This is a genomic window from Cutibacterium acnes (assembly GCF_003030305.1).
In the GTDB taxonomy this organism is placed as follows: domain Bacteria; phylum Actinomycetota; class Actinomycetes; order Propionibacteriales; family Propionibacteriaceae; genus Cutibacterium; species Cutibacterium acnes.
Window position 1 is genome coordinate 937,354 of record NZ_CP023676.1, and the last position, 21,955, is coordinate 959,308.

The window sequence follows — 21,955 nt, forward strand, 5'->3', positions numbered from 1 at the left end:
TTTGGTGGCCTTAACGGCGTCCACGATGGATAGACGGCATTACAGGCCTTGCTGTCCTTTACAGTGATAGATGTTGTGCTCGTCACTGGTGGCTGCTGCAGTTGCGGAATCCAACGTGTCAAGTCGTCATAGGCCGTTGCACAGCATCTCTTTGTCCCCGACAGCTCTCCATGACAACGAGGTTTCGGTCTCGGCAACCTCTGACGTAGCAGCGTCGAGAACCTCAACGTCAGGGTCAAGGTGGGGGCTATGCCGGCATGGTGTCACCCGGATCTTTGCCTGGTTGGAGCTGGTTTGAGACGGCATTTCCCGATTAGTAGGGCGAGGACCGTCGTGAGCGCACGGCACGGCGGTAGGTTAGAAGGCAACGACGCGGGAGCCCACTGATCGCTGTGGGCTGAGAGGGCGCCACGAAGGTGCCGACCGCCGGAACCTGTCCGGATCATGCCGGCGAAGGGAGTGGTTGACATGACTGAATTGTCGAATTTGGTGGCGGAATCTGTAGAGCGATTACGCCGAGACAAGCCGCTGGTGCAGTGCCTGACGAACATCGTCGTGGCTAATTTCACCGCTAACGTGTTGCTGTCTGCAGGGGCGGTTCCTGCCATGGTCGACAATCCCGAGGAATCCGAGGGATTCGCCTCCATTGCCGACGGTGTACTCGTCAACACCGGAACTCCCTACCGGGAGACCGCTGAGGCCATGATTGCTGCTGCGCGCGGTGCCGCAAGCAGCAACACACCATGGGTACTTGACCCGGTGGGGGTAGGCATGCCATGGCGCACTCGGGTGGCCCTGGATACCTTGGACGTCGCCGCTCCAGCCGTCATCCGGGCGAACGCCTCTGAGGTGTTGGCATTGGCCGGTACTGGTGCCTCCGCTCGAGGTCCGGAGGCAGGAGATGCTGTTGAGGATGCCTTGGCGTCCGCGACTCAGCTCGTCCGCCGTTACGGCTGCGTAGTGGCCATTAGCGGCCCCGTCGATCACATCCTCGATGCGGACCGGCATGTGATCGTGTCATCGGGGCATGAGTGGATGACGCGGGTTACTGGAGTTGGGTGCTCACTGGGAGCTCTCACGGCAGCCTTTGCGGGAATCCAGAATGACCACCTCATCGCGGCCGTGTCCGCGACCGCCATGTTGTGTGTCGCCGCCGAACGGGCAGCTGAGCGCAGTGCTGGTCCGGGGGCTTTCGCGCAAGCTCTTGTTGACGAATTATTCCTGGTATCACCCGACGAGGTTGGTGAGCGGGGAGGGCTCCGCGATGTCACGGCCTGAATTTGATCTGTCGGTTTACCTCGTCACCGACACCGCCCAGTGTGGCGGACCTGACGAGGTTGTTGAGACCGTGCGCCACGCTATCGCCGGCGGGGTGACTCTGGTCCAATTCCGCGACCACGACTTGTCCGATGACGAGTTCGTCGCTTTGGGGCGACGCGTCAGAGAGATCTGTGTGTCGGGAGGGGTGCCCCTCATCATTGATGACCGCGTACATCTCGTTGCCGAAATTGGGGCCGATGGTGTCCATGTTGGGCAGTCTGACATGCCGGTCGACCAGGCCCGTGCGATTCTGGGCGACGATCTACTCATCGGCTTGTCCGCTCAGACTCCCGCCCATGTGGAGGCCGCCCTGTCCCAGGGGCGTGACATCGTCGACTATCTGGGAGTTGGGGCCCTGCATGGTACTGGAACCAAACCTGAGGCTGGGGAGCTCGGCCTGGCTGAGATTCGTGATGTCGTCAACGCCAGCCCGTGGCCGGTGTGCGTCATCGGTGGGGTGAGCGCATCCGATGCTCAAGACGTAGCCCGGGTGGGATGTGACGGCCTGAGCGTCGTCTCGGCGATTTGCCGGAGTACCGACCCCAAGTCCAGTGCACGGGAACTTGCGGAGGCGTGGCGTACGGCGAAGGAATGATGACCATGGCCTGGTGTGGAGACGTGCACAAATGGCCATAGATGCTGGCATCTTGTTCAGATGAGCGGACCTGGTGCGCAGCGTTCTGAATCAGGCGCGAAGGCACCTTAAGATGACCGTCATGAGCACTTTTGACGCCACTCGTCGCGCCTCCAAAATTTCCGTTGTCGGTGCTGGTTCAGTCGGTTCTTCACTGGCCTACGCCTGCCTCATCCGTGGATCGGCCGGCCTGGTATCCCTCTACGACATCGCCAAGGACAAGGTCGAGGCCGAGGTGGCGGATCTCGCCCACGGCACTCAGTTCACCCCTGCTTCGGTCATGGGCGGTGCTGACGTCCACGACACTGCTGACTCTGACGTCGTCTTCATTACTGCTGGGGCCAGACAAAAGCCGGGCCAGACTCGCCTAGACCTCGCCGGCGTCAACGCCAATATTTTGCGTTCCCTCATGCCACAGCTCGTTGAGCAATCCCCGAACGCCCTGTTCGTGCTAGTGACCAACCCGTGTGACGTCCTCACCGTCGTTGCCCAGGAGGCCACCGGATTGCCCGCCAACCGTGTTTTTTCCACCGGTACGATGCTCGACACCTCGCGGCTGCGTTGGCTCATCCGTCAGTGGGCCAACGTCGAGCAGCGTCATGTCCATGCCACCATTGTGGGCGAGCACGGCGACTCGGAGTTTCCGCTGTGGTCGACAGCCAATATCTCCGGTGTACCGATCCGCGACTGGGCAGTTGACGGTAACCGGGTGTTTACCGAGGATGTACTGGCTGACCTAGCCCACGAGGCGGCTTACGCGGCTTACAAGATTATTGAGGGCAAGGGCGCTACGAACTACGCCATTGGCTTGACGGGCGCTCGTCTAGCCGAGGCTTTGCTCCGTCCAGGCCGCTCCGTTCTGCCATTGTCGAGCGTCATGACGGACATGCACGGAATATCGGGGGTGGCCCTATCGATGCCCTGCATTGTCTCCCGTGACGGCATTGAGGGGGTCGTCCCCGTTGCTATGGATACCGAAGAAATCGCTTCTCTCAAGGCTTCAGCGGAACGGCTGCGTGACACTTTGTCATCGATCGCTTGACCCGATGAACATCTGTGCTGCTGACCGCATAAGCTAGGGGATATGTCAGTTCCCTTTCAGTATGCGCATGATGACGACGGAGGCCTTCTAAGGATTGCGGCCCGTGGCCAGGAGGTGTTGACGAACCCTCTGGCCAATCGGGGCACTGCCTTCACTATCGAGCAGCGAAAGGCGCTTGGTCTCACCGGCCTGTTGCCGTCGGGTGTCATGACAATCACTGATCAGCTCAAGCGGGTCTACGCACAGTATTCGGCGCAGCCTGATGACCTAGCCAAGTACCTGTACCTCAACCACATGCATGACCGCAATGAGGTGCTGTATTTCCGCCTCCTTGCCGAGCATATTGAGGAGATGCTTCCAATCGTTTACACGCCGACCATCGGCAAAGCGATTGAGGAGTACAGCCACTGGTACGACCGTCCGCGCGGCATCTACCTGTCCATCGATGATCCGGAAGACATGGAGCAGGCTCTCGCACAGTTGGGTCATGGCCCTGACGGCGTCGACCTCATCGTGGCCACCGATGCGGAGGGCATCCTGGGCATCGGCGACCAAGGTGTCGGTGGCGTCGCGATCACGGTAGGAAAGCTAGCCGTATACACCGCAGCTGCAGGGATTCACCCTCACCGCGTGCTCCCGGTCATTCTCGACGTCGGTACCGACAATATGGAACGTCTTAACGACGATGGCTACCTTGGGGTACGTCACCCCCGCGTGCGCGGCGAGCGTTACGACGAGTTCGTCCAGCAATATGTCGAGACCGCTCACCGGATGTTCCCCCACGCCCTACTGCACTGGGAGGATTTTGCGGCCGGCAACGCCACCCGGATTCTCAACAAATACCGCGACGACTACTGCACGTTTAATGACGACATCCAGGGCACCGCGGCTGTCGTCGTCGCGGCAGTGCTGAGCGCCGTTAAGTCGTCGGGGATCCCGCTGAATGATCACCGCATTGTCATCCATGGGGCGGGCTCGGCTGGTACCGGAATTGCCAACCTGCTGGTGCAGCTTATGGTGAGCCAGGGCGCTGACGAAAAGACGGCTCGCTCCCATTTCTGGGGGCTTGGATCCCATGGCTTGTTGCGCGAAGGTTTACGTCTGCGCGACTTTCAGCAACCCTTCGCCCGCAGTAAAGAGGAGTTCGAAGGCTGGACCCTCGATAGCCCAGACCAGTACACGCTCGGTGACGTGGTACGAAACGTCCACCCGACGATCCTTATCGGCTGCTCCGCCCAGCCCGGTGCCTTCACCGAGGACATCGTCAAGACGATGGCTGCCCAGTGTGAGCGTCCGGTCATCATGCCACTGTCGAACCCGACCCGTAAGGCTGAAGCCCTGCCGTCCGACGTACTCACGTGGACTGACGGACGTGCTTTGGTCGCGACCGGTTCGCCGTTCAAGCCAGTCATGGTCAATGGTGTGACCTATCAGATCGCGCAGGCGAATAACGCTCTGGTGTTCCCAGGAATTGGTTTGGGAACTATCGCTGTTCGGGCGTCCCGGGTCACTAGCGGCATGATCGCGGCCGCTGCCGAGGCGGTGGCGATGCATATCGATAACCGCGTTGTGGGAGCTTCGCTGTTGCCGTCAATCAAGAGCCTAAGGCCATTGTCGGCATCTGTGGCCATTGCTGTTGCCCAGCAGGCGATGGAGGAGGGCGTGGCAACCGAGGTCACGGACAATCCAGTTGAGAAGGTGTTCTCGGCGATGTGGCAGCCGCGTTACCCGCGCATCGCGGTTGTCTGATGCGCTGACTGAGAGGTCGGCTGATGCCAGGCTCGCGCTTCATGCGCATGCTTTGTATGAGGCGCGAGCTACGCTCTGATCATTAATGCCGAAATGGGGGAGGACATCCCTGACCCGTGGGTAAGCATGACGGTGGCATCGGTTCGTGGACAATCGATCGTGATCGTGCCGTGAACCTTGTGGCCTTGGGATACACCAGTGCCGAGTGAGCCTGTAGGGGGCTGGCTCGCCTGATGGATATCGGTTGACTGGTTCTCCATGATGAAGAAGATGTAGTCGGTCAAAGAACCCTTGGTGACCGCGATGGTCATCGTCAGGGTGACGGTGTTAGGTCCCCATTCCACGTGGTCGATTGACCACCTCCCCTCGGTGTCATCATCCTTCGAGGAGAAGGGTAAAGAGGAGGCGACCGCAGTAGCCGATGCCGGAATGGGCGTCGGAGTCGAGGACGCGGATGTCGCAATGGGGGACGGCGTCGGCGTGACGGGGTTCGCCGGCTCGGTCGTGACCCGGCGTGCAACGATGACCAGCGCGACGACGAGCGCTGTCACGATGATGACGGCGATCCAGCCGCCGTGGCGTTTCGGCGGCCGGTACTGGTTGATGTCAGGCGGTTGGTTCATGGTGGCTCTACTGTACGTTGTTGCGCGCGGCTGATGTTGTCCACAGCATGGCGTCAAGACAAGGTGGCGCAGATGGGAGTTGTCCACAGATTCGAAATTGCTTGGCGAATGTGGCGGGGTCGAGACGACAACTGGAGGTATGACAGCACTACATTCCTCCACCGCTGATAACCGTGATCCGCTGACCGTCAGAACCGTCGAAGAAGCGGTGACCTTGGCGCCGTACCTCTTGGGATTTCAGCCTACTGAGAGCCTGCTCATGATTGTCGCCGACGACGGTGCCGCGTGTCAGGGTTTCGTTGCCCGAGCTGATCTCGATGGCCTCGAATCCGCCCCGGCTATGAATGCCTTCGCTGCGCGGGTCGGTCCCTTGGCAGGGCAGGGTCGAACGGTCGTCTTAGCGTTCAGCAAAGATCAAGATCGCGGTATGGTGACTCTGGCATCGGCCGTCGAGGCGATGAAGGGCATGAATATTGGTGACGCCGCGTGGACTGACGGTGAGTATTGGCGCAGTATCTTCTGCGATGAACAGGGTTGTGGCGAAAACCACCGCTTTGTTCCGGATCCGACCATTGCAGCCGAAGCGGTCTATCGCGGGCTAACCGTCCTGCCCAGTCGCACCAGCCTCGTCGATAAACTCTCGGGCCCTGGGCGCACCTGTGATCCAGATACCCGCAGACTCCTGGCCAATTCCCGGCGGCGGCTTTCCCGCAAAGATGACAACACCGTGGAGGTCAGGTGTCAAGCCCTCTTTGAGTCTGGCGATGAGATCAACGATGCGGTTGTGACGGAGCTAGCGGTTGCCGTCCAGCGTTCCGACGTAGCGCGCAGACTGTGGATGTCAATGGAACGGGCCGACGCGTCACGGTGGCTCAGAATATGGAGTCGAGCAGTCGAGATCATTCCTGATCGGATGGCGCCAGCACCGCTGTCTCTGTGCGGACTGGCAGGATGGTTGAGCGGTGAAGGAGCAGTGGCGGCGGTGTGCGCTCGGCGATGCGAATTCATGGTGGGAACAGCCGACCTGCCAGCTGCGCTGACAGTCATCGTTGACGCTTTTGTACCGCCCAAGCTGTGGGACGTGATGGACCATGACCCGGCAGTGATTGCCCACCCATTTTTAGAAGAGCAGGTAGACGAGGAGATCAACTTATCGGCGTAGCGGCGGAAGTTACACCCGCGTACCGACGAGGTGACCGGTGAGATAGGTGATCGTCATGGAACACATACCGACGATGATATTGCGGGCGACTGGACGGGTCTTTCCGCTGCCACTGGCAAGAGCCGAGCCCAAACCGGTGAGGAACAGGCCGACGATCGTTGCGGTGATGGTGATGTAGACCCGGGTCGCCGTCGGGGAACATACCATGGCCAGCAGTGGCACTAGGGCGCCGACGGTGAACGCCGCCATCGAGGCGAAGGCGGCATGCCACGGGTTGGTGTATTCGTCGGGGTCAAGGCCTAGCTCGGCCTCGGCATGGGCACGCAGCGGGTCGTGGGCGGTGAGTTCCAGAGCCACCTGACGAGCAGTGCCACGGGACAACCCCTTTTCCGTGTAGATCCCCGTGAGCTCCTCAAGCTCCTCGTCAGGGAAGTCGCGTAGCTCAGCGGTTTCCTTAGCCATGACGGTCTTTTCAATGTCGCGCTGGGAGCTCACGGAGACATACTCGCCGCCAGCCATCGACAAAGCGCCGGCGGCCAGACCAGCCAGACCAGCAATAAGGAGGGAGGAACGGTCGACGGTGGCGCCAGCGACGCCCATCACGATGCCGGCTGTCGAAATGATGCCGTCGTTGGCGCCCAGCACTGCGGCACGTAACCAATTGAGTTTCGAATTGAGGCTACCCGTGCCCTTGTCAGGTTCGTGAGGCTGACGGCTGGGCGTCGAAGAGCGAGTTGATTCGGTCGAAGAAGCGTCGTGCGCGAGGGCCAAGGCAGACATGTTCGGGATAGAGGACATCTCCGTCTCCTCCCTAGGCGTGTTCACGCCGTGCGCCGTGATGCTCACTCCGTTACTGTGCCCTTGTCCGAGACTGCCTACAAGGAAGGACAGGGAACCCTGACGCTTGGTGTGGGGAGGTTTCGCTAGACTCAAACCCATATGTGTCGCGGGTCTGGTTAGACCCGTAGTGGATCCGAGAGGTGTGACGTGAGCGACCAGGTGCGCGAGACAACGGGCTACGACGCAGTCGCAGCCCAAGAGAAGTGGTCCAAGTATTGGGAGGAGCACCGCACCTTCGCCTCCCTTGATGACGGCTCCAGGGAGCGTCGCTACGTGCTTGACATGTTCGCCTACCCCTCCGGTGACCTTCACATGGGACATGCTGAGGCGTTCGCCATTGGCGATGTGCTGGCCCGTTACTGGCGTCTGCGTGGATTCGACGTGTTGCACCCGGTGGGCTGGGACTCCTTCGGTCTGCCGGCTGAGAACGCCGCGATCAAGCACGGGACCCATCCTGCGGAATGGACCTACCGCAATATCGACACTCAGGCGGCCTCTTTTAAGCGGTACGCGGTTTCCTTCGACTGGTCGATGAGGCTGCACACCTCCGATGAGGAGTACTACCGCTGGACCCAGTGGCTGTTTAACCGTTTCTTCGAAAAGGGACTGGCCTACCGTAAGGACTCCTGGGCTAACTGGTGCCCCAACGACCAGACGGTGCTCGCCAACGAGCAGGTCAAGGATGGGTGTTGCGAGCGTTGTGGTGCTGTCGTCACCAAGCGTCAGCTCAACCAGTGGTATTTCCGCATCACTGACTACGCTCAGCGTCTGCTCGACGATATGGACCAGATCGAGGGTAAATGGCCCGAGCGTGTGCTGTCGATGCAGCGCAACTGGATCGGTCGTTCCGAAGGCGCCTACGTTGATTTCACGATTGATGGTCGCAAGGAGCCAGTGAGGGTTTTCACCACCCGTCCGGACACCCTGTACGGAGCTACCTTCATGGTGGTGGCTCCTGACTCGGCCCTGGCCCAGGAGATCGTCTCCGATGAGGCCCGGCCAGCCTTTGAAACCTACCTCGATGAGGTCAAGAAGAAGTCCGAAATTGAGCGGCAAGCCACCGATCACGAGAAGACCGGGGTGCCCCTCGGGGTCGAGGCGACTAACCCTGTCAATGGTGCCAAGGTTCCGGTGTGGGCTGGTGACTATGTGCTGGCGGACTACGGGACGGGTGCCATCATGGCTGTGCCCGCCCATGACCAGCGTGACCTCGACTTCGCCCGCACATATGGCATTGACGTCATCCCGGTCATCGACACTGGCGAGGCTGATCCTCGCGAGTCTGGGGTCGCTACGACGGGTGATGGCGCTTACCAAAACTCCGGATTCCTCGATGGCATCGCCACTAAGACTGAGGCCATCGCGACAATGTGTGAGTTCCTTGGCAAGAAGGGGATCGGTGAGCCGACAATCACCTATCGGCTGCGCGACTGGCTGCTAAGCCGTCAGCGTTTCTGGGGATGCCCCATCCCGATCATCCATTGTGAGTCCTGCGGCGACGTCCCGGTCCCTGACGATCAGCTGCCAGTCAAGCTGCCCGATCTCCGCGGCGCCGAGCTTGCCCCTAAGGGTACGTCACCGCTGGCTGGTGAAGAGGCCAGCGAATGGCGTTCGGTGGCCTGCCCGTCGTGTGGGGGAGCTGCCCAGCGTGACACCGACACCATGGACACCTTCGTGGACTCGTCGTGGTATTTCATGCGCTATTGCTGTCCGCACTATGACAAGGGCCCGTTTGACGTGGAGGCAGTTCGTCGTTGGATGCCGGTAGCCCAGTACATCGGTGGCGTTGAGCATGCCACTATGCACTTGCTGTACTCCCGATTCTTCACCAAGGTGCTGCATGACCTCGGCATGGTCGACTTCACTGAACCGTTCCAGCGGCTCATGAACCAGGGTCAGGTCATCAATGAAGGCCGGGCAATGTCGAAGTCGCTGGGCAATGGCGTGGACCTCGGCAAGCAGATCGACGAGTTCGGTGTCGACGCAGTACGTACCACCGTTATCTTCGCCGGTCCGCCAGATGAGGACATTGATTGGGCCGACGTCTCACCGGCCTCGACTCTAAAGTTTTTGCAGCGTGCCTGGCGCGTGGCCTCTGAGGTCACGAGCGATCCTGACGCTGACCTGACACAAGGCGACTCCACCCTGCGTCGGGTTACCCATCGCAGCATCGCCGACATCACCGAGTTGCTGGAGGGCGGGCGTTACAACGTCGTTGTGGCGCGGATCATGGAACTGGTCAATGCCACCCGTAAGGCCATTGATTCGGGGTGCGGCCCGGCTGATCCTGCAGTGCGCGAGGCTGTCACCTTTACTGCCCAGGCGCTATCTTTAGTGGCCCCGTACTTGGCTGAGGAGATGTGGGAGATGCTCGGCTTGGAGCCCTCCGTTGCCAACTCTCATTGGCCCACTGCTGACGAGAAGCTGCTGGTAGCCGACAAGGTGACCATGGTCGTCCAGGTGACGGGCAAGGTACGCGCTAAGCTCACAGTGAGCCCCGATATCACCGAGGCCGAGGCCCGCGAGGTGGCTTTAGCCGACGTTAATGTGCAGCGGTTTACTGAAGGCAAGGAGATCGTCAAGATCATTGCCAAGCTGCCGAAGATGATATCAATCGTCGCGAAATAACGACTTAACCCGTTCCGGCACGAGGCGGCGGGCCTGTGGATAGCAGGCTGGCCGCCGCATCGTGTTATCCACAGGTTTGAAATTGCCTGGCGAAATTCGGTTGTCCCGACGACAACTGAAGGTATGAATGACGACTACCGAGACCGTCTTGAAGACCTCATCGCGCGGCTGCCTGCCCGAAACCTGGGGCCCCGGCGCTCGGCGACCCCAGCGGAGGAGGAACCGGCCCAGGAGGAGACTCCAACTCCTCGACGAACAGTGAGCCGAGTCCATGCCTCAGCAGTGGGGGTATTGCTCGTTGTGGTGTTGTCCGTCATCGCTGTCTGGCTGATGCGCTCGAAACCTACCGAAGTGCCAGCGGGCGCTGTCATGGTGTCAACGGTGCCCGAGGGCACGACTATGCCCGGCAGGGAGACAACCGAGTCAGAAGCGTCGTCCGAAAGCACCACGCCCGCCGCGCTCCCGGTCGCAACGACGACGCCCGCAGTGGGCGCACCCATCCAGGTTCACGTGGCCGGACGAGTGAAGCATCCCGGTGTGTACACGGTTAATCCCAACGCCCGTGTCGCTGATGCCATTGAAGCCGCGGGCGGGATGACGGCGGGCGCCCACCCCGGTCGTCTCAATCTTGCTGCCCCGGTCTGTGACGGGTGTCAGGTATGGATCCCCGTGGGTGGAGACGGAGCGGTGACACCACCCGACCAAAGCGCTGGCGGTCCGGCGGGGGCTGTTGGAGGGTCGGGACGTAGTTCTGGAGTAGCAGCGGCTTCGGGTAGCGATAAAGCTCCAGTTAATCTCAACACTGCAAATCAAAGCGAATTTGAGACGATTGACGGGGTCGGTCCAGTAATGGCGGGCAAGATCATGGCTTGGCGTCAGGAACACGGACAGTTCGCCTCGGTCGACCAATTACGGGAGATTTCTGGTATCGGGGCAAAGACGTTCGAGAAGATCAAGCCGCATGTCACCATCTAAATCTCACCGTGATGACTATCAACGCCAGGTTGTTTCGACCCCCGATGTGCGCATGGTCCCGGTGGCCATCACGGCATGTGGGATGGCTGCTGTCGGTATCGGCGGTCATCGCTGGATGATTCTTAGTGCCGGAATTGGATGCCTTGCCGCAGGCATGATCGCGGTAAAGCGTAAGGCGTGGTTGGTTGTGGTATCCGCCGCGGTGGGGTTGACCGTCCTCATGAGCGCCGGAATGCGCGACCTCGTTGTCCACCACACCGGTGTTGCTGAGCTTGCCCAGGAAGGAGCCGCAGTGACGGTGACAGGTCGCGTCGCCGCCGACCCACGGATCTTCGAGGTGAATGGTTCGGGTGGGAGCACCGTCATGATCACTCTGGTAGCCCACCGCATCGTCGCAGAAGCCCAGGCTATTGATCAATCGGTAAGGATAGTCGCCATGGCGTCGGGATCCACATCGGGCCCAGCGACGACGGTGGTCGTCGGGCAACAGGTTCAGGTGCGGGGACTGCTGACTCCGCCGCGGGAAGGCCGGGCTGAAGCAGCGGTACTGAAACTACGGGCCCCGCCGAGGGTCGTCGCACCTCCCGGGCCTCTTGACCGTGGGGTCAATCGTTTTCGCGCCGGTCTGGTTAGTGCTGTCGCCGGATGTCCAGAGGGTCAACGGGCTATCGTTCCATCGCTTGTTGTGGGGGACACCGCTGCGGTCTCGGAAGAGATGTCCGAGGAGTTCCGAGTGACGGCGTTAACCCATCTCATGGCCGTGTCTGGAGCCAATCTTGCCTCCACGACGGCCCTGTTGTGGTGGATAGGTGCGTGGTGCGGCCTGAAGCGGCGAGGGCTAAGGGCGACGTCGGTAGCTGGCGTCGTCGTGTTTGTGGTGGCGTGTCGGGCCGAAGCCTCGGTGGTGAGGGCGGCCGCGATGGGAGTGGTCGCCATGGCTGCGACGGGGGTCGCATTCGACCGACGCGGTGGAATCCGAACCTTAGCTGTCGCGGTGACTGGGCTGATGCTTATCGATCCATGGTTAGTGGGATCGGTGGGTTTCTGGCTGTCAGTTTGCGCCACGGCTGGCATCTTGTGGTGGGCTCAACCGTGGTCGGTCGCGATGGAATGGGCACCAGCCTGGCTAGCGGTAGGCGTCACAGTGCCATGGGCAGCCCAGGTGACGACTCAGCCCGTCATCACCTGGATGGCTGGCACCGTATCGACTACCGGCCTCGTCGCCAACCTCGCGGCCGCCCCCTTTGTACCACCAGCCTCGACACTAGGGATGGTGACCGGGCTTCTCGCCTTCATCTGGCTGCCTCTGGGGATGCCGTTCGGGCGGCTTGCCGGGTGGTGTGTCCAACCGATTATCTGGATAGCTCACTTTGGTGCCAAGGCGCCATCTGGTCTGATCAGGTGGCCAGCAGGCGGATGGGCTCTTGGGGTGCTGGCCGGGCTATGTATGGGATTGGCCTTGATTACTCCAACGGTCTTGGCGAAGCCTTGGTTGACTGCGCTTGCAGGACTAGCAGTCATAGCAGCGATGGTCGTGCGTCCTCCCCTCCCAGGCTGGCCGGGACAGTGGCAGGTGGCGATCTGTGACGTCGGTCAGGGCAGCGCGGCTCTGGTGCGTGCTGGCCCACATGAGGCTGTCGTCGTCGATACTGGGCCAGATCCGCACAGACTGAGTCGTTGTCTGGATGACCTCGACGTTGCCCAGGTGCCGATGGTCATCCTCAGCCACTTCCACGCCGATCATGTCGACGGCCTGAACGCCGTTCATGACCATGGCCTGACGAGGGCCATCGTCGTGTCCCAACTGTCCTCTCCTCCTTGGTCAGCGAAGCGGGTGGCGCAAACGGCTGCGCAGCTGGGCGCCAGGGTTGTCGTGGCTAACCCGGGCCGTGTGATGACGGCCGGAACGGCAAAACTTGAACTATGGGGAGGAACCCAGCTTTCCGATACCGGTAAAGATGAATCAGGGGAGGAGCCTGCTGTCGAGAACAACTCGTCGGTTGTGATCAAAGCGACGGTTGACGAGTTGAGAGTTGTGCTTCCCGGAGACGCCGAGCCTGAAGAACAGCACCATATTCTGACCGGAGGCACGGACTTGTCGAGTGATGTCCTTGTGCTGCCTCATCACGGATCGGCCCGTCAAGATGAGGGTTTCTGGGCGGCGACCGGGGCAAGTGTGGCGGTGGCATCTGCTGGCCAGGGAAATCCCTTCGGACATCCCTCGTACAAGGCATTATCTCTGGCTAAACGGATGGGGATGCAGCTGCATCGCACTGATCTTGAGGGGACGGTGCTATTGGCCCGCAATGGTGGGTCCGTATTGGTCCAAACACGGTCGTGACGTTCTGCGTTGTCGGGAACGTCGTCGATAGCTGTCGGACGGCCGCGCTAACCTGATCGGTCGGTTCACAGTGAGCTGTTGCGGAAAGGAGAACAGGTGGCGTCACGGTTCACGGCTCAAGGGCCTCGTATGCCGATGCGTTTGCGCACCTGGCAGCGAGAAGCGCTGGATTCATACCTGGCTACTAGCCCTCGTGACTGGCTGGTTTGTGCTACCCCGGGAGCCGGTAAGACGACGTTCACTCTGGCCGTTGCTGCACATCTGTGGCAGGACCACGTCATCAACCGCGTCATCGTGGTGTGCCCGACCGATCACCTGCGCTCTCAGTGGATTGCTGCGGCCCGTGGACTTGGGCTGGACTTGCGCGATACAACCAATGCTGAGGCGCTCCCACCCGATTGCCACGGATGCGTTGTCACCTATGTCCAAGTCGCCCAAAAACCGGCCCTACACGCAGCCCGCGCCACCAATATGCGCACCCTGGTCATCTTCGACGAGATACACCACGCCGGCGATGTCATGAGCTGGGGATCGGGCGTCATTGAGGCCTTCTCAGGGGCCGTGCGGCGACTTGGCGTGACAGGAACTCCCTTCCGGTCTGACGAGGCCAGGATTGCCCACGTTCGATATGAGGAAGTTAGTGATGGAGCCTTCGAGTCGGTAGCCGACTACACCTATGGATACGGCGATGCCCTGCGTGACGGCGTGGTGCGTCCCGTTACCTTCGCTACGTACACCGGGCGCTCCACCTGGACTGACGCTGTGGGTGAAACCCACACGGCCATCCTCGGTGATTCCGAACTCACCAAGGCTCATGAGGAGATGGCCTGGCGCACCGCCTTGGACTCTGACGGCGAGTGGATTGCCCATGTCATGGCGGCAGCGTGGGCACGAGTGAGCCAGCTACGCGAATCGGGCACGATCCCGCATGCCAAGGTGCTTATCCCAGCCTCTAATCAGAAGATTGCTAAGGAATATGCCGAAGTCTGGCGAGACGTTACCGGCAATGAACCGTCCGTGATCCTCTCGGAGGACGCGGCCTCGGCTAAGAAACTTGCCGCCTACCGCGATAATCCAGACAAGACTTGCGCGGTGTGTGTGCGTCTTATCACTGAGGGTGTTGACGTCCCGGACGCAGCCGTTCTCATCTACTCGACGACGGCGTCTACCCCGCTATTCTTCGCCCAGATGGTGGGACGTGTGGTTCGAGCCCGGAACCGTCGTGAACGGGCCACGGTCTTTCTGCCCGCGGTGGGACGACTCCTCGATCTCGCGTCCCAGATGGAGGAGGTGCGCGACCACGTTATCGGTCCGCCCGCCGAGCCCGACCTCATTGAGGAATTCGACACTCGTGAGCGCTCTGAGCCGGACCCTAACGCCGGTACCTGGCAGGCCGTCGCTTCCGACGCTATCCTCGGCGAGGTCATCGACACGTATGCTCCCTCGGACGGTGGTCTCTTCGCCCTTGACGGTCTGCTCAGCCCTGAGCAGGAGCGGGCTTTGCTAGCCCGCGACGAGAAGATTCGCGCCGAACAGGCCCGTCGCATCGCCTCGGCCCGCCGCGCGTCCAAAGCCTCGAGGGAGGCCGAGGAGAGGCAGGCACGACGAGATGAGGCGGTTGCTTTACAGCGTCGCGGTGGATCCACTATTGACACCATCAGCGACCCGCGTGAGATGCGACGCGAAATACATCGTGCCTTGCTCGATTATTCCCGCCACCATGACCTAACTCCGCAGGCCGGTTGGGGCCAGCTATACCGAGAAGTTCCTGGGCCGAAAAATGAATCGGCCCCGATGGACTTGCTGCGTACTCGGTTGGAGTGGCTGCATTCTCACTGAACCAATCAGACCGATTCTGGGAACATGCGATATTTTAAGTCAGCGCATTCTAGCCTTGGTATGTGCCATGTTGCCTACGTTTGCCTTGGCTGCTGATGTTTGAGAGATGGATCATGCATCGGTAACTCATGGTGCGATTACAGTGATGCCTTTCAGATATCAGAAAATCCTTTGATCTCTGGCTCTTTCGTGGCAGCGTGGCTTTTAATTAGGAAGGGGTGTTGTGTGAAGTTCGTTTTGAAACCTCGGGATCTATGGTGAATTTCTCAACAGTGCGATGTGGCGATAGTGGAAGTCTGGCCCTAGCGGATTCGGGGATTTACCGTCGATCCCTCCGGGGCGAAACGAGAGATATTTGGGTAGACCTACGGTGAAAAGTGAGTATGGTCCATGCAGACTTCACTCGCTCACTGGCGCGGCTACCGATCCTGCGGCATCCTTGGACAGGTGAACTCGGTCTATGGCACGGCTTTGTTGGTCCAGGGTGCAGAGGCCCTGTTGTCAGACAGGGCCGTTGACGCCCGTATCAAGGCCGCCCGCCGGGAGTTTCCGGATGCCGAACTCGTCGAGTTGGAAGGTCGGGAAGTCGACGCTGGGCGATTCGTTGAGGCCACCGGAGGGTCACTGTTTAGTCAAGCGACGATCGTCGTCGTCAATGCTGTGTCTGATCTCGACAAGGATCTGTTTGACCTTGTTGCCACCACTGCAGCTAATCCTCCTGACACCCTGTGTCTCATCTTGGTCCATCCAGGCGGGGTCAAAGGTAAAGGGTTGCTGACCAAACTCACGAAAGCCAAGGTGGAGATCGTCAAGGCCGATGTCCCTAAACCATGGGCAATCCCGGACTTCATCGTAAATGAGGCACGTCGAGGCCACCTCGACATGGACCACGACGCCGTTAATGCTCTGCACCAGGCTCTCGGCAACGATTTGCGCACTCTGGCAGCAGCTGTCGGTCAGCTCGCGAGCGATTCCCCGAATGGGCGAGTTGGAGCTGAGGAGGTCACGACCTATTTCGGTGGGAGGGCGGAGATCTCGTCTTTTAATGTTTCCGACGCCAGCTTAGAAGGACGGCTCCCTGATGCGTTGGAGACCTTACGCTGGGCCTTGTCGATCGGGGTGCAACCGGCTGCGGTGACCGCTGCGATGGCACGCGGACTGCGGTCGGTGGGTCTCTACCTGGATCTGCGAAGCCAGCGGATGGGGGATAAGCAACTCGCCCAAACTATTGGCGTATCGCCATGGAAACTCAAGTCCCTCAACAAGCAGGCTCGGTCGTGGAGCAAAGCTGGCGTTGCAAGAGCTATCCGGCTCGTCAACACGTGCGATGCTGCCGTCAAAGGGGCTGCTGTTGACCCCGATTATGCCTTGGAATCGATGCTTATCGCTATCGACGAGGCTCGCCAAGCCTGATCGGGGCTCGGTTGGGTAGGCTTAGTGCTTCTCCCATCGGGAACACACATCAAGCGCCCCAACCACCCAGTGGGTCGAGGCGCTGTGTGTATTCTCCTGGAACTCACCAGGAGAGGAAGACTCAGGCGGCCAGCGAGTTGAGCTTTTTGGAAATGGCCGACTTGCGGTTGGCGGCCTGGTTCTTGTGAATAACGCCCTTCGATGCGGCCTTATCGAGCTGACGGTTAGCGACCCTGGCGGCCTTAGTAGCGGCCTCGACGTCGCCGGCCTCAGCCGCGCGACGGAAGTTGCGCACGTAGGTGCGCAGGGCGGACTTGACAGCCTTGTTGCGCTGGCGCGACTTCTCATTGGTCTTCACGCGCTTGATCTGCGACTTAATGTTCGGCACTGGGCAGCCTCTGATTCCTTGGTCGATGTACGTGGAGTGCGCCAGAAAGGCGCGACAGGACACGCTACCAAATCAATGCAGCTGGACCCAAATCAGTCGACCTCTGTGAGTTGCGCATGGTCAGGCCTGAGAGCGGTCGCTTAGCCAAAGGCACTCATAGGGAGCGAGGCGCAGGTTCATGGGAGTCAAGTCGTAATCGAACCCTCTTAGCAACTCGGTGACGACGTCGTCAAGCTCAGAGCGCAAGGTTTCCATGGGGAACCACACTTCGTGCTCACTGATGTTGTATAGCTCAATCATGCGGCCTTCCGGATGTGGACGTCCCCACATAATGACCTTACGGTGAGGCGAAGGCAGGACTACTGTGTCGACGGAGGCATGGAACTCGGGGCTGCGGTGTCGGGCATTGATGGCCCGGCGCACCCCGTTCCATATTCGACCAGGAACGCTGTGCGGCTCGGCGTGGGCCTGCTTGACCATCGACCAGTTCATCATAGGTCGATGGACCCAGCGGTTGTCGTCGGCATGACCGGGATCACGTTGCCAGTCGTCGTTGAGCATCCCGACCTCGTCTCCCATCCAGATTAGTGGTACTCCGCCGTACCCGAGGATCGCGGTGTGCAGCATAACGATCCGGGCGATGGCAGCGTCAACACCAGCTGGGTCGTCGGACTCCAGGGCAGATTCCAGCCCCGCCAGGCTTGCTAAGGAGCCACTAATTCGACGGTCGCCGGTAACCGGGTTGTCTTGGAAGACCAGACCACGGGCGAAGGATCCGGGGAATGTCCCGGAATAGAAGTCGGAGAGGAACTGCCGGTGGGCGACGGGGTCAAGGCCAGTTTTACGGGCGTCGGCATCATCGACGGTCCATCCGATGTCGTCGTGGCATCGAGCGTAGGTGGCCCAGGTTGTTGTCGAGGGTTTGTCGGGCGTCCGACTCAACGCTGTTTCCATGAGGCTGACGTCGCGGGTAGCTAGGGCGCTCCACAGCTGCACCATGAGGCTGTTGTGATAGATCATGTCGCAGACTTTTCCCCAGTGGCGCCCGCGTCCGAAATATCCCGTGAGATCGTCGGGGCCAACGATGGCATCGGCCATGAAAGCGACGGCGGGCGCGACGATCCGTATTGCCTGACGCAATGACTGAGTGATGTCGTGAATTTCCGGAAGGTTCTGACAGTTGGTGCCGAGTTTCTTCCAGATGAAGGCGATGGCGTCGAGGCGGAACACCTCGACCCCGCGATTGGCCAGCACACGCATCAGGTCGAGGAATTCGCAGAAAACGTCAGGGTTAGCCCAGTTGAGATCCCACTGGAATTCGTTGAAGGTCGCCCATACCCACCCCTGGCAGTCGTCGTCCCAGGTGAAATTGCCATGCGCGAAGTCCGGAAAAACGTCCGGAAGGTTCTTCTCCCAGGCGTCAACCTCATCTTGAGTCGACAGAATATGGAAATAGTCGCGGTACTTCTGTTGACCAGCCCGAGCTCTTCGAGCCCATTCATGCTCGGCCGCTACGTGGTTAACGATGAGGTCCATGACGAGGGATATGCCGTGGGCACGCAGGGTAGCCGTGAGGTCAGCTAGGTCATCCATAGTACCCAGATCCGTGCGGATAGTGCGATGGTCCGCAACGGCATAGCCACCATCGTCAGTACCTTGGCGAGGTTGCAGCAGGGGCATGAGATGCAGATAGCGCACACCCATGTCGCAGAGGTGATCGAGGTGATCGCTTATACCTTTGAGGGTGCCGGAGAAATGGTCGGTATAGGTTGCATAACCGATCATCGTCGGTTGTTGAAGCCAGTCGGGCTCCAGGAGGCGGGCTTCGTCGAGGCGCTTGAGATCATCAGGACGTTCGGCACACCGTTTTAGCAGGATGGCGCGGATTCTCTGCAGGGTTTCATCGGCGCGGTCTCCGTAGACCCTGCTCAGCCCGATCCATAGATCAGGTAGGTAGTGCTCCCAGCGGAGGTCGAAAGACTGCTGGGTGGAAGGATCAAGGCTCACATGTCCGGGGCTGTCGTCGGCGACCATAGTTTGAGCCTAGCTGGGTTGTGTGCGACGGTGTGATCGTAACTGAAAGCACAGTGTCACTGGCGCGTGAGAGACTACATGTTGAGCCGGGCATCCCCGGCACCATCATCGATATATGAGGGAGCAGATGTCCGCGCCTCAGCCTGGCAGTACAGATCCGGCCGTCATCCGGAACTTCTGTATCATTGCGCACATTGACCACGGCAAGTCGACTCTAGCTGATCGGATGTTGCAAATCACTGGTGTCCTTGACGAGCGCAGTGCTCGCGCCCAGTACTTAGACCGCATGGATATTGAGCGGGAACGCGGAATCACCATCAAGTCCCAGGCAGTGCGGATGCCGTGGGAGGTTGACGGTGTCACTCACCTTCTCAACATGATCGACACTCCTGGGCACGTCGACTTCTCCTACGAGGTATCCAGATCTCTGCAGGCCTGTGAAGGAGCGATTTTGCTCGTCGACGCGGCTCAGGGCATCGAAGCCCAGACGTTAGCCAACCTGTATCTGGCTTTGGAAGCTGATCTGGAGATCATTCCGGTGCTCAACAAGATCGACTTGCCTGGTGCTGAGTCGGATCGTCATGCCGCCGAGATTGCCGGAATCATTGGTTGCGACGAGTCTGAGGTGCTGCGAGTTTCGGCAAAGACTGGTGAGGGCGTCAGCGATCTGCTTGATACCATCGTCGCTAAGGTGCCAGCCCCCGAGGGAGTGGCCGACGCGCCTGCTCGGGCCCTCATTTTTGACTCGGTCTATGACACGTATCGTGGTGTTGTCACGTATGTCCGCGTCGTTGACGGTGCTCTGCGCCACCGTGAGAAAATCCTTATGATGAGTACCGGCGCAGCACACGAGGTGCTTGAGATTGGCGTCATATCCCCAGAAATGGTGCCGGCTCAGGGGCTGTCGGTGGGGGAGGTCGGGTACCTCATCACCGGCGTCAAGGATGTCCGTCAATCCCGAGTCGGCGACACTGTCACCAATGCCTCCAAGCCCTCTGAGAAAGATCTTGGCGGCTATCAGCACCCCAAACCAATGGTGTATTCGGGACTCTTCCCGATTGATGCCAAGGATTTCCCTGACTTGCGTGATGCTCTCGACAAGTTGCAGCTCAACGACGCTGCCCTGGTCTACGAGCCTGAAACCTCGACGGCCCTGGGCTTTGGCTTTCGGGTCGGGTTCCTCGGGCTGCTGCACATGGAGATCGTGCGCGAGCGTCTAGAGCGCGAGTTCGACCTTGACCTCATCTCCACAGCTCCCTCAGTGGTTCACCACGTCCTCATGGAAGACGGATCGACTGTCGCCGTGACAAACCCGTCGGAGTACCCGACTAGCGGGCGGATCGCTGAGGTGCGTGAACCCATCGTTGACGCCACCATTCTCAGTCCTGCCGAGTACATCGGCACCATCCTTGAGTTGTGTCAGCAGCGTCGTGGTGTTCAGCAAGGCTTGGATTATTTGTCGTCTGATCGAGTGGAAATCCGGTACCGTCTGCCGCTTTCGGAGATCGTTTTCGACTTCTTTGACCAGCTCAAGTCGCGAACCAAAGGGTATGCCTCGCTGGACTACCACGAAGCCGGTGAGCAGGCTGCCGACCTCGTTAAAGTCGACATTTTGCTCAACGGAGATCCGGTGGACGCTTTAAGCTCGATCGTCCACCGCGACAAGTCTTATTCCTACGGCGTCGCGATGGCCGCCAAGCTTAAGGAACTCATCCCGCGCCAGCAGTTCGAGGTGCCGGTCCAGGCCGCCATTGGCGCGCGGGTTATCGCTCGTGAGACCATTCGCGCCGTTCGTAAGGACGTGCTGGCCAAATGCTATGGCGGTGACATTTCCCGTAAGCGCAAGCTGCTTGAGAAGCAGAAGGCTGGTAAGAAGCGCATGAAGGTCGTCGGCTCGGTGGAAGTGCCTCAGGAGGCCTTTGTAGCTGCCTTGCGTACCGGAGAGTCCACGGAGAAAAAGTGAAGGGTCTGAAGGCGTACCGATTAGACGTTCCGCCCATGCTGGCCGATCGTGGTATTGATCGGATGCTCGCATTCGCCGTGCCTCTGACAGTGAGGTTCCGTGGCATTAAGGTGCGGGAGGGAACTCTGCTCCACGGTCCAGAAGGTTGGGGAGAGTGGTCGCCGTTTTGGGACTACGACCCGGTTGAGTCAGCGTCGTGGTTGCGCGCGGGAATCGAGGGTGCTACCCGGCGCCTACCCGTGGCGCGACGAGATCGGGTGCCGATAAATGTCACGATTCCCGTCGTCGACGCGGATCGTGCCGGGAGGATGGCTGCCGAGTCGGCCTGCCTGACGGCCAAGGTCAAGGTTGCTGACCCTCGTAGCGATCTGCGCGAGGATTGCCGACGGGTCGCCGCAGTGCGCGAAGCCATGCCAGACGGACACATTCGGGTGGACGCCAACACTGCCTGGGATGTTGATGCAGCGGTCCGTGCGATTACCGAGCTTGACGCCGCAGCCGAAGGGCTGGAATATGTCGAGCAGCCCTGCGCAAGCGTGGCGGAGCTGGCCCAGGTCAGACGCAAGGTCAACGTGCCGGTGGCAGCTGACGAGTCAGTACGTAGAGCTGAGGATCCACTCGCGGTGGCACGTGCCGGTGCTGCCGATCTCCTCATCGTTAAGGCACAACCGTTGGGTGGAGTTGCCCGAGCCCTTGAGGTCATCGATGCTACCGGGTTACCAGCCGTCGTCTCCTCGGCCCTGGACACCAGTATCGGGATCGGGTTGGCTACTTATCTAGCGGCGGCCCTGCCCAGCCTTGACCACGCCTGCGGGCTGGGGACAATTCGTCTTTTTCAGGGTGATGTCAGCGCCTCGCCACTCCTTCCGGTTGACGGTTACCTGAGACCGCGGCGCGGGGAGGTTGACGTCGAGGTTGAGGAGTCGGATACGGATCTGTGTCCGAGGTGGTCACAGCGTTTGGCTCTCACCGTGGCCGCCCTTGTTGAGCGAGAACGGAGTTGA

At 60.2% G+C, this 21,955-nt stretch carries 18 protein-coding genes and 1 riboswitch; of the genes, 13 read left to right on the forward strand and 5 right to left on the reverse strand.

Annotation, left to right across the window (positions count from 1 at the left end; genetic code table 11):
• Positions 1 to 126: 126 nt before the first annotated feature.
• Positions 127 to 306: a hypothetical protein gene (locus CPA42_RS04750; RefSeq protein ID WP_002529932.1), complete on the reverse strand. Its 180-nt coding sequence runs from the start codon at positions 304 to 306 to the stop codon at positions 127 to 129.
• Between the two features lie 56 nt (positions 307 to 362).
• Positions 363 to 476, forward strand: a riboswitch (TPP riboswitch).
• Here CPA42_RS04750 and thiM point away from each other — a divergent pair.
• The 4 genes from thiM (at position 445) to CPA42_RS04770 (ending at position 4,745) form a co-directional block, all read left to right on the forward strand.
• Positions 445 to 1,278: a hydroxyethylthiazole kinase gene (gene thiM, locus CPA42_RS04755; RefSeq protein WP_002515615.1), complete on the forward strand. Its 834-nt coding sequence runs from the start codon at positions 445 to 447 to the stop codon at positions 1,276 to 1,278. It overlaps the preceding riboswitch by 32 nt.
• Positions 1,265 to 1,915, forward strand: coding sequence for a thiamine phosphate synthase (gene thiE / locus CPA42_RS04760; protein ID WP_002515453.1), 651 nt, complete (start codon positions 1,265 to 1,267; stop codon positions 1,913 to 1,915). Before thiM ends, thiE begins: the two co-directional genes overlap by 14 nt.
• A gap of 112 nt (positions 1,916 to 2,027) precedes the next feature.
• Positions 2,028 to 2,996, forward strand: coding sequence for an L-lactate dehydrogenase (locus CPA42_RS04765; RefSeq protein WP_002515491.1), 969 nt, complete (start codon positions 2,028 to 2,030; stop codon positions 2,994 to 2,996).
• A 42-nt stretch (positions 2,997 to 3,038) separates the two neighbouring features.
• A complete protein-coding gene (locus CPA42_RS04770; protein WP_002515689.1) occupies positions 3,039 to 4,745 on the forward strand; it encodes an NAD-dependent malic enzyme in 1,707 nt (568 codons plus the stop codon).
• A 68-nt stretch (positions 4,746 to 4,813) separates the two neighbouring features.
• Here the strand turns inward: CPA42_RS04770 and CPA42_RS04775 are convergent, their stop codons facing one another.
• Positions 4,814 to 5,056, reverse strand: a complete 243-nt coding sequence (locus CPA42_RS04775; protein WP_002525446.1) for a hypothetical protein — start codon at positions 5,054 to 5,056, stop codon at positions 4,814 to 4,816.
• Between CPA42_RS04775 and CPA42_RS04780 the strand changes: the two genes are divergently transcribed.
• Together CPA42_RS04780 and CPA42_RS04785 are read left to right on the forward strand one after the other, a co-directional pair.
• Positions 5,049 to 5,402, forward strand: a complete 354-nt coding sequence (locus tag CPA42_RS04780; protein ID WP_002519065.1) for a hypothetical protein — start codon at positions 5,049 to 5,051, stop codon at positions 5,400 to 5,402. The two genes, CPA42_RS04775 and CPA42_RS04780, sit on opposite strands and share 8 nt — an antisense overlap.
• Before the next feature lie 105 nt (positions 5,403 to 5,507).
• Positions 5,508 to 6,530, forward strand: coding sequence for a DUF4192 domain-containing protein (locus CPA42_RS04785; RefSeq protein ID WP_002519064.1), 1,023 nt, complete (start codon positions 5,508 to 5,510; stop codon positions 6,528 to 6,530).
• Positions 6,531 to 6,539: 9 nt separating this feature from the next.
• On the opposite strand, the gene CPA42_RS04790 is transcribed toward CPA42_RS04785, so the two are convergent.
• Positions 6,540 to 7,469, reverse strand: a complete 930-nt coding sequence (locus CPA42_RS04790) for a VIT1/CCC1 transporter family protein (protein ID WP_002519063.1) — start codon at positions 7,467 to 7,469, stop codon at positions 6,540 to 6,542.
• A 48-nt stretch (positions 7,470 to 7,517) separates the two neighbouring features.
• On the opposite strand from CPA42_RS04790, the gene leuS reads away from it, so the two are divergent.
• From leuS to holA, 5 genes are all read left to right on the forward strand, one after another.
• The gene (leuS, locus tag CPA42_RS04795; RefSeq protein ID WP_002519062.1) at positions 7,518 to 9,998 is read left to right on the forward strand and encodes a leucine--tRNA ligase; all 2,481 of its coding nucleotides are present in this window, start codon (positions 7,518 to 7,520) and stop codon (positions 9,996 to 9,998) included.
• Between the two features lie 123 nt (positions 9,999 to 10,121).
• Positions 10,122 to 10,973 (forward strand): helix-hairpin-helix domain-containing protein, encoded by an 852-nt coding sequence (locus tag CPA42_RS04800; RefSeq protein ID WP_002515589.1) that lies wholly within the window; start codon positions 10,122 to 10,124, stop codon positions 10,971 to 10,973.
• A 52-nt stretch (positions 10,974 to 11,025) separates the two neighbouring features.
• Positions 11,026 to 13,314, forward strand: coding sequence for a ComEC/Rec2 family competence protein (locus tag CPA42_RS04805; RefSeq protein WP_002515482.1), 2,289 nt, complete (start codon positions 11,026 to 11,028; stop codon positions 13,312 to 13,314).
• A gap of 129 nt (positions 13,315 to 13,443) precedes the next feature.
• A complete protein-coding gene (locus tag CPA42_RS04810) occupies positions 13,444 to 15,153 on the forward strand; it encodes a DEAD/DEAH box helicase (RefSeq protein WP_002519061.1) in 1,710 nt (569 codons plus the stop codon).
• A gap of 390 nt (positions 15,154 to 15,543) precedes the next feature.
• Complete coding sequence (holA, locus tag CPA42_RS04815) at positions 15,544 to 16,566, forward strand: DNA polymerase III subunit delta (RefSeq protein ID WP_002515598.1); 1,023 nt, start codon at positions 15,544 to 15,546, stop codon at positions 16,564 to 16,566.
• 121 nt (positions 16,567 to 16,687) lie between these two features.
• On the opposite strand, the gene rpsT is transcribed toward holA, so the two are convergent.
• Positions 16,688 to 16,954, reverse strand: coding sequence for a 30S ribosomal protein S20 (gene rpsT / locus CPA42_RS04820; protein WP_002515457.1), 267 nt, complete (start codon positions 16,952 to 16,954; stop codon positions 16,688 to 16,690).
• A gap of 120 nt (positions 16,955 to 17,074) precedes the next feature.
• Positions 17,075 to 18,988: an alpha-amylase family protein gene (locus CPA42_RS04825; protein ID WP_002519060.1), complete on the reverse strand. Its 1,914-nt coding sequence runs from the start codon at positions 18,986 to 18,988 to the stop codon at positions 17,075 to 17,077.
• Positions 18,989 to 19,103: 115 nt separating this feature from the next.
• Between CPA42_RS04825 and lepA the strand changes: the two genes are divergently transcribed.
• Positions 19,104 to 20,951 (forward strand): translation elongation factor 4, encoded by a 1,848-nt coding sequence (gene lepA, locus CPA42_RS04830; RefSeq protein ID WP_002519059.1) that lies wholly within the window; start codon positions 19,104 to 19,106, stop codon positions 20,949 to 20,951.
• Positions 20,948 to 21,955 (forward strand): o-succinylbenzoate synthase, encoded by a 1,008-nt coding sequence (locus tag CPA42_RS04835; protein ID WP_002515608.1) that lies wholly within the window; start codon positions 20,948 to 20,950, stop codon positions 21,953 to 21,955. The genes lepA and CPA42_RS04835 overlap by 4 nt, the downstream gene beginning before the upstream one ends.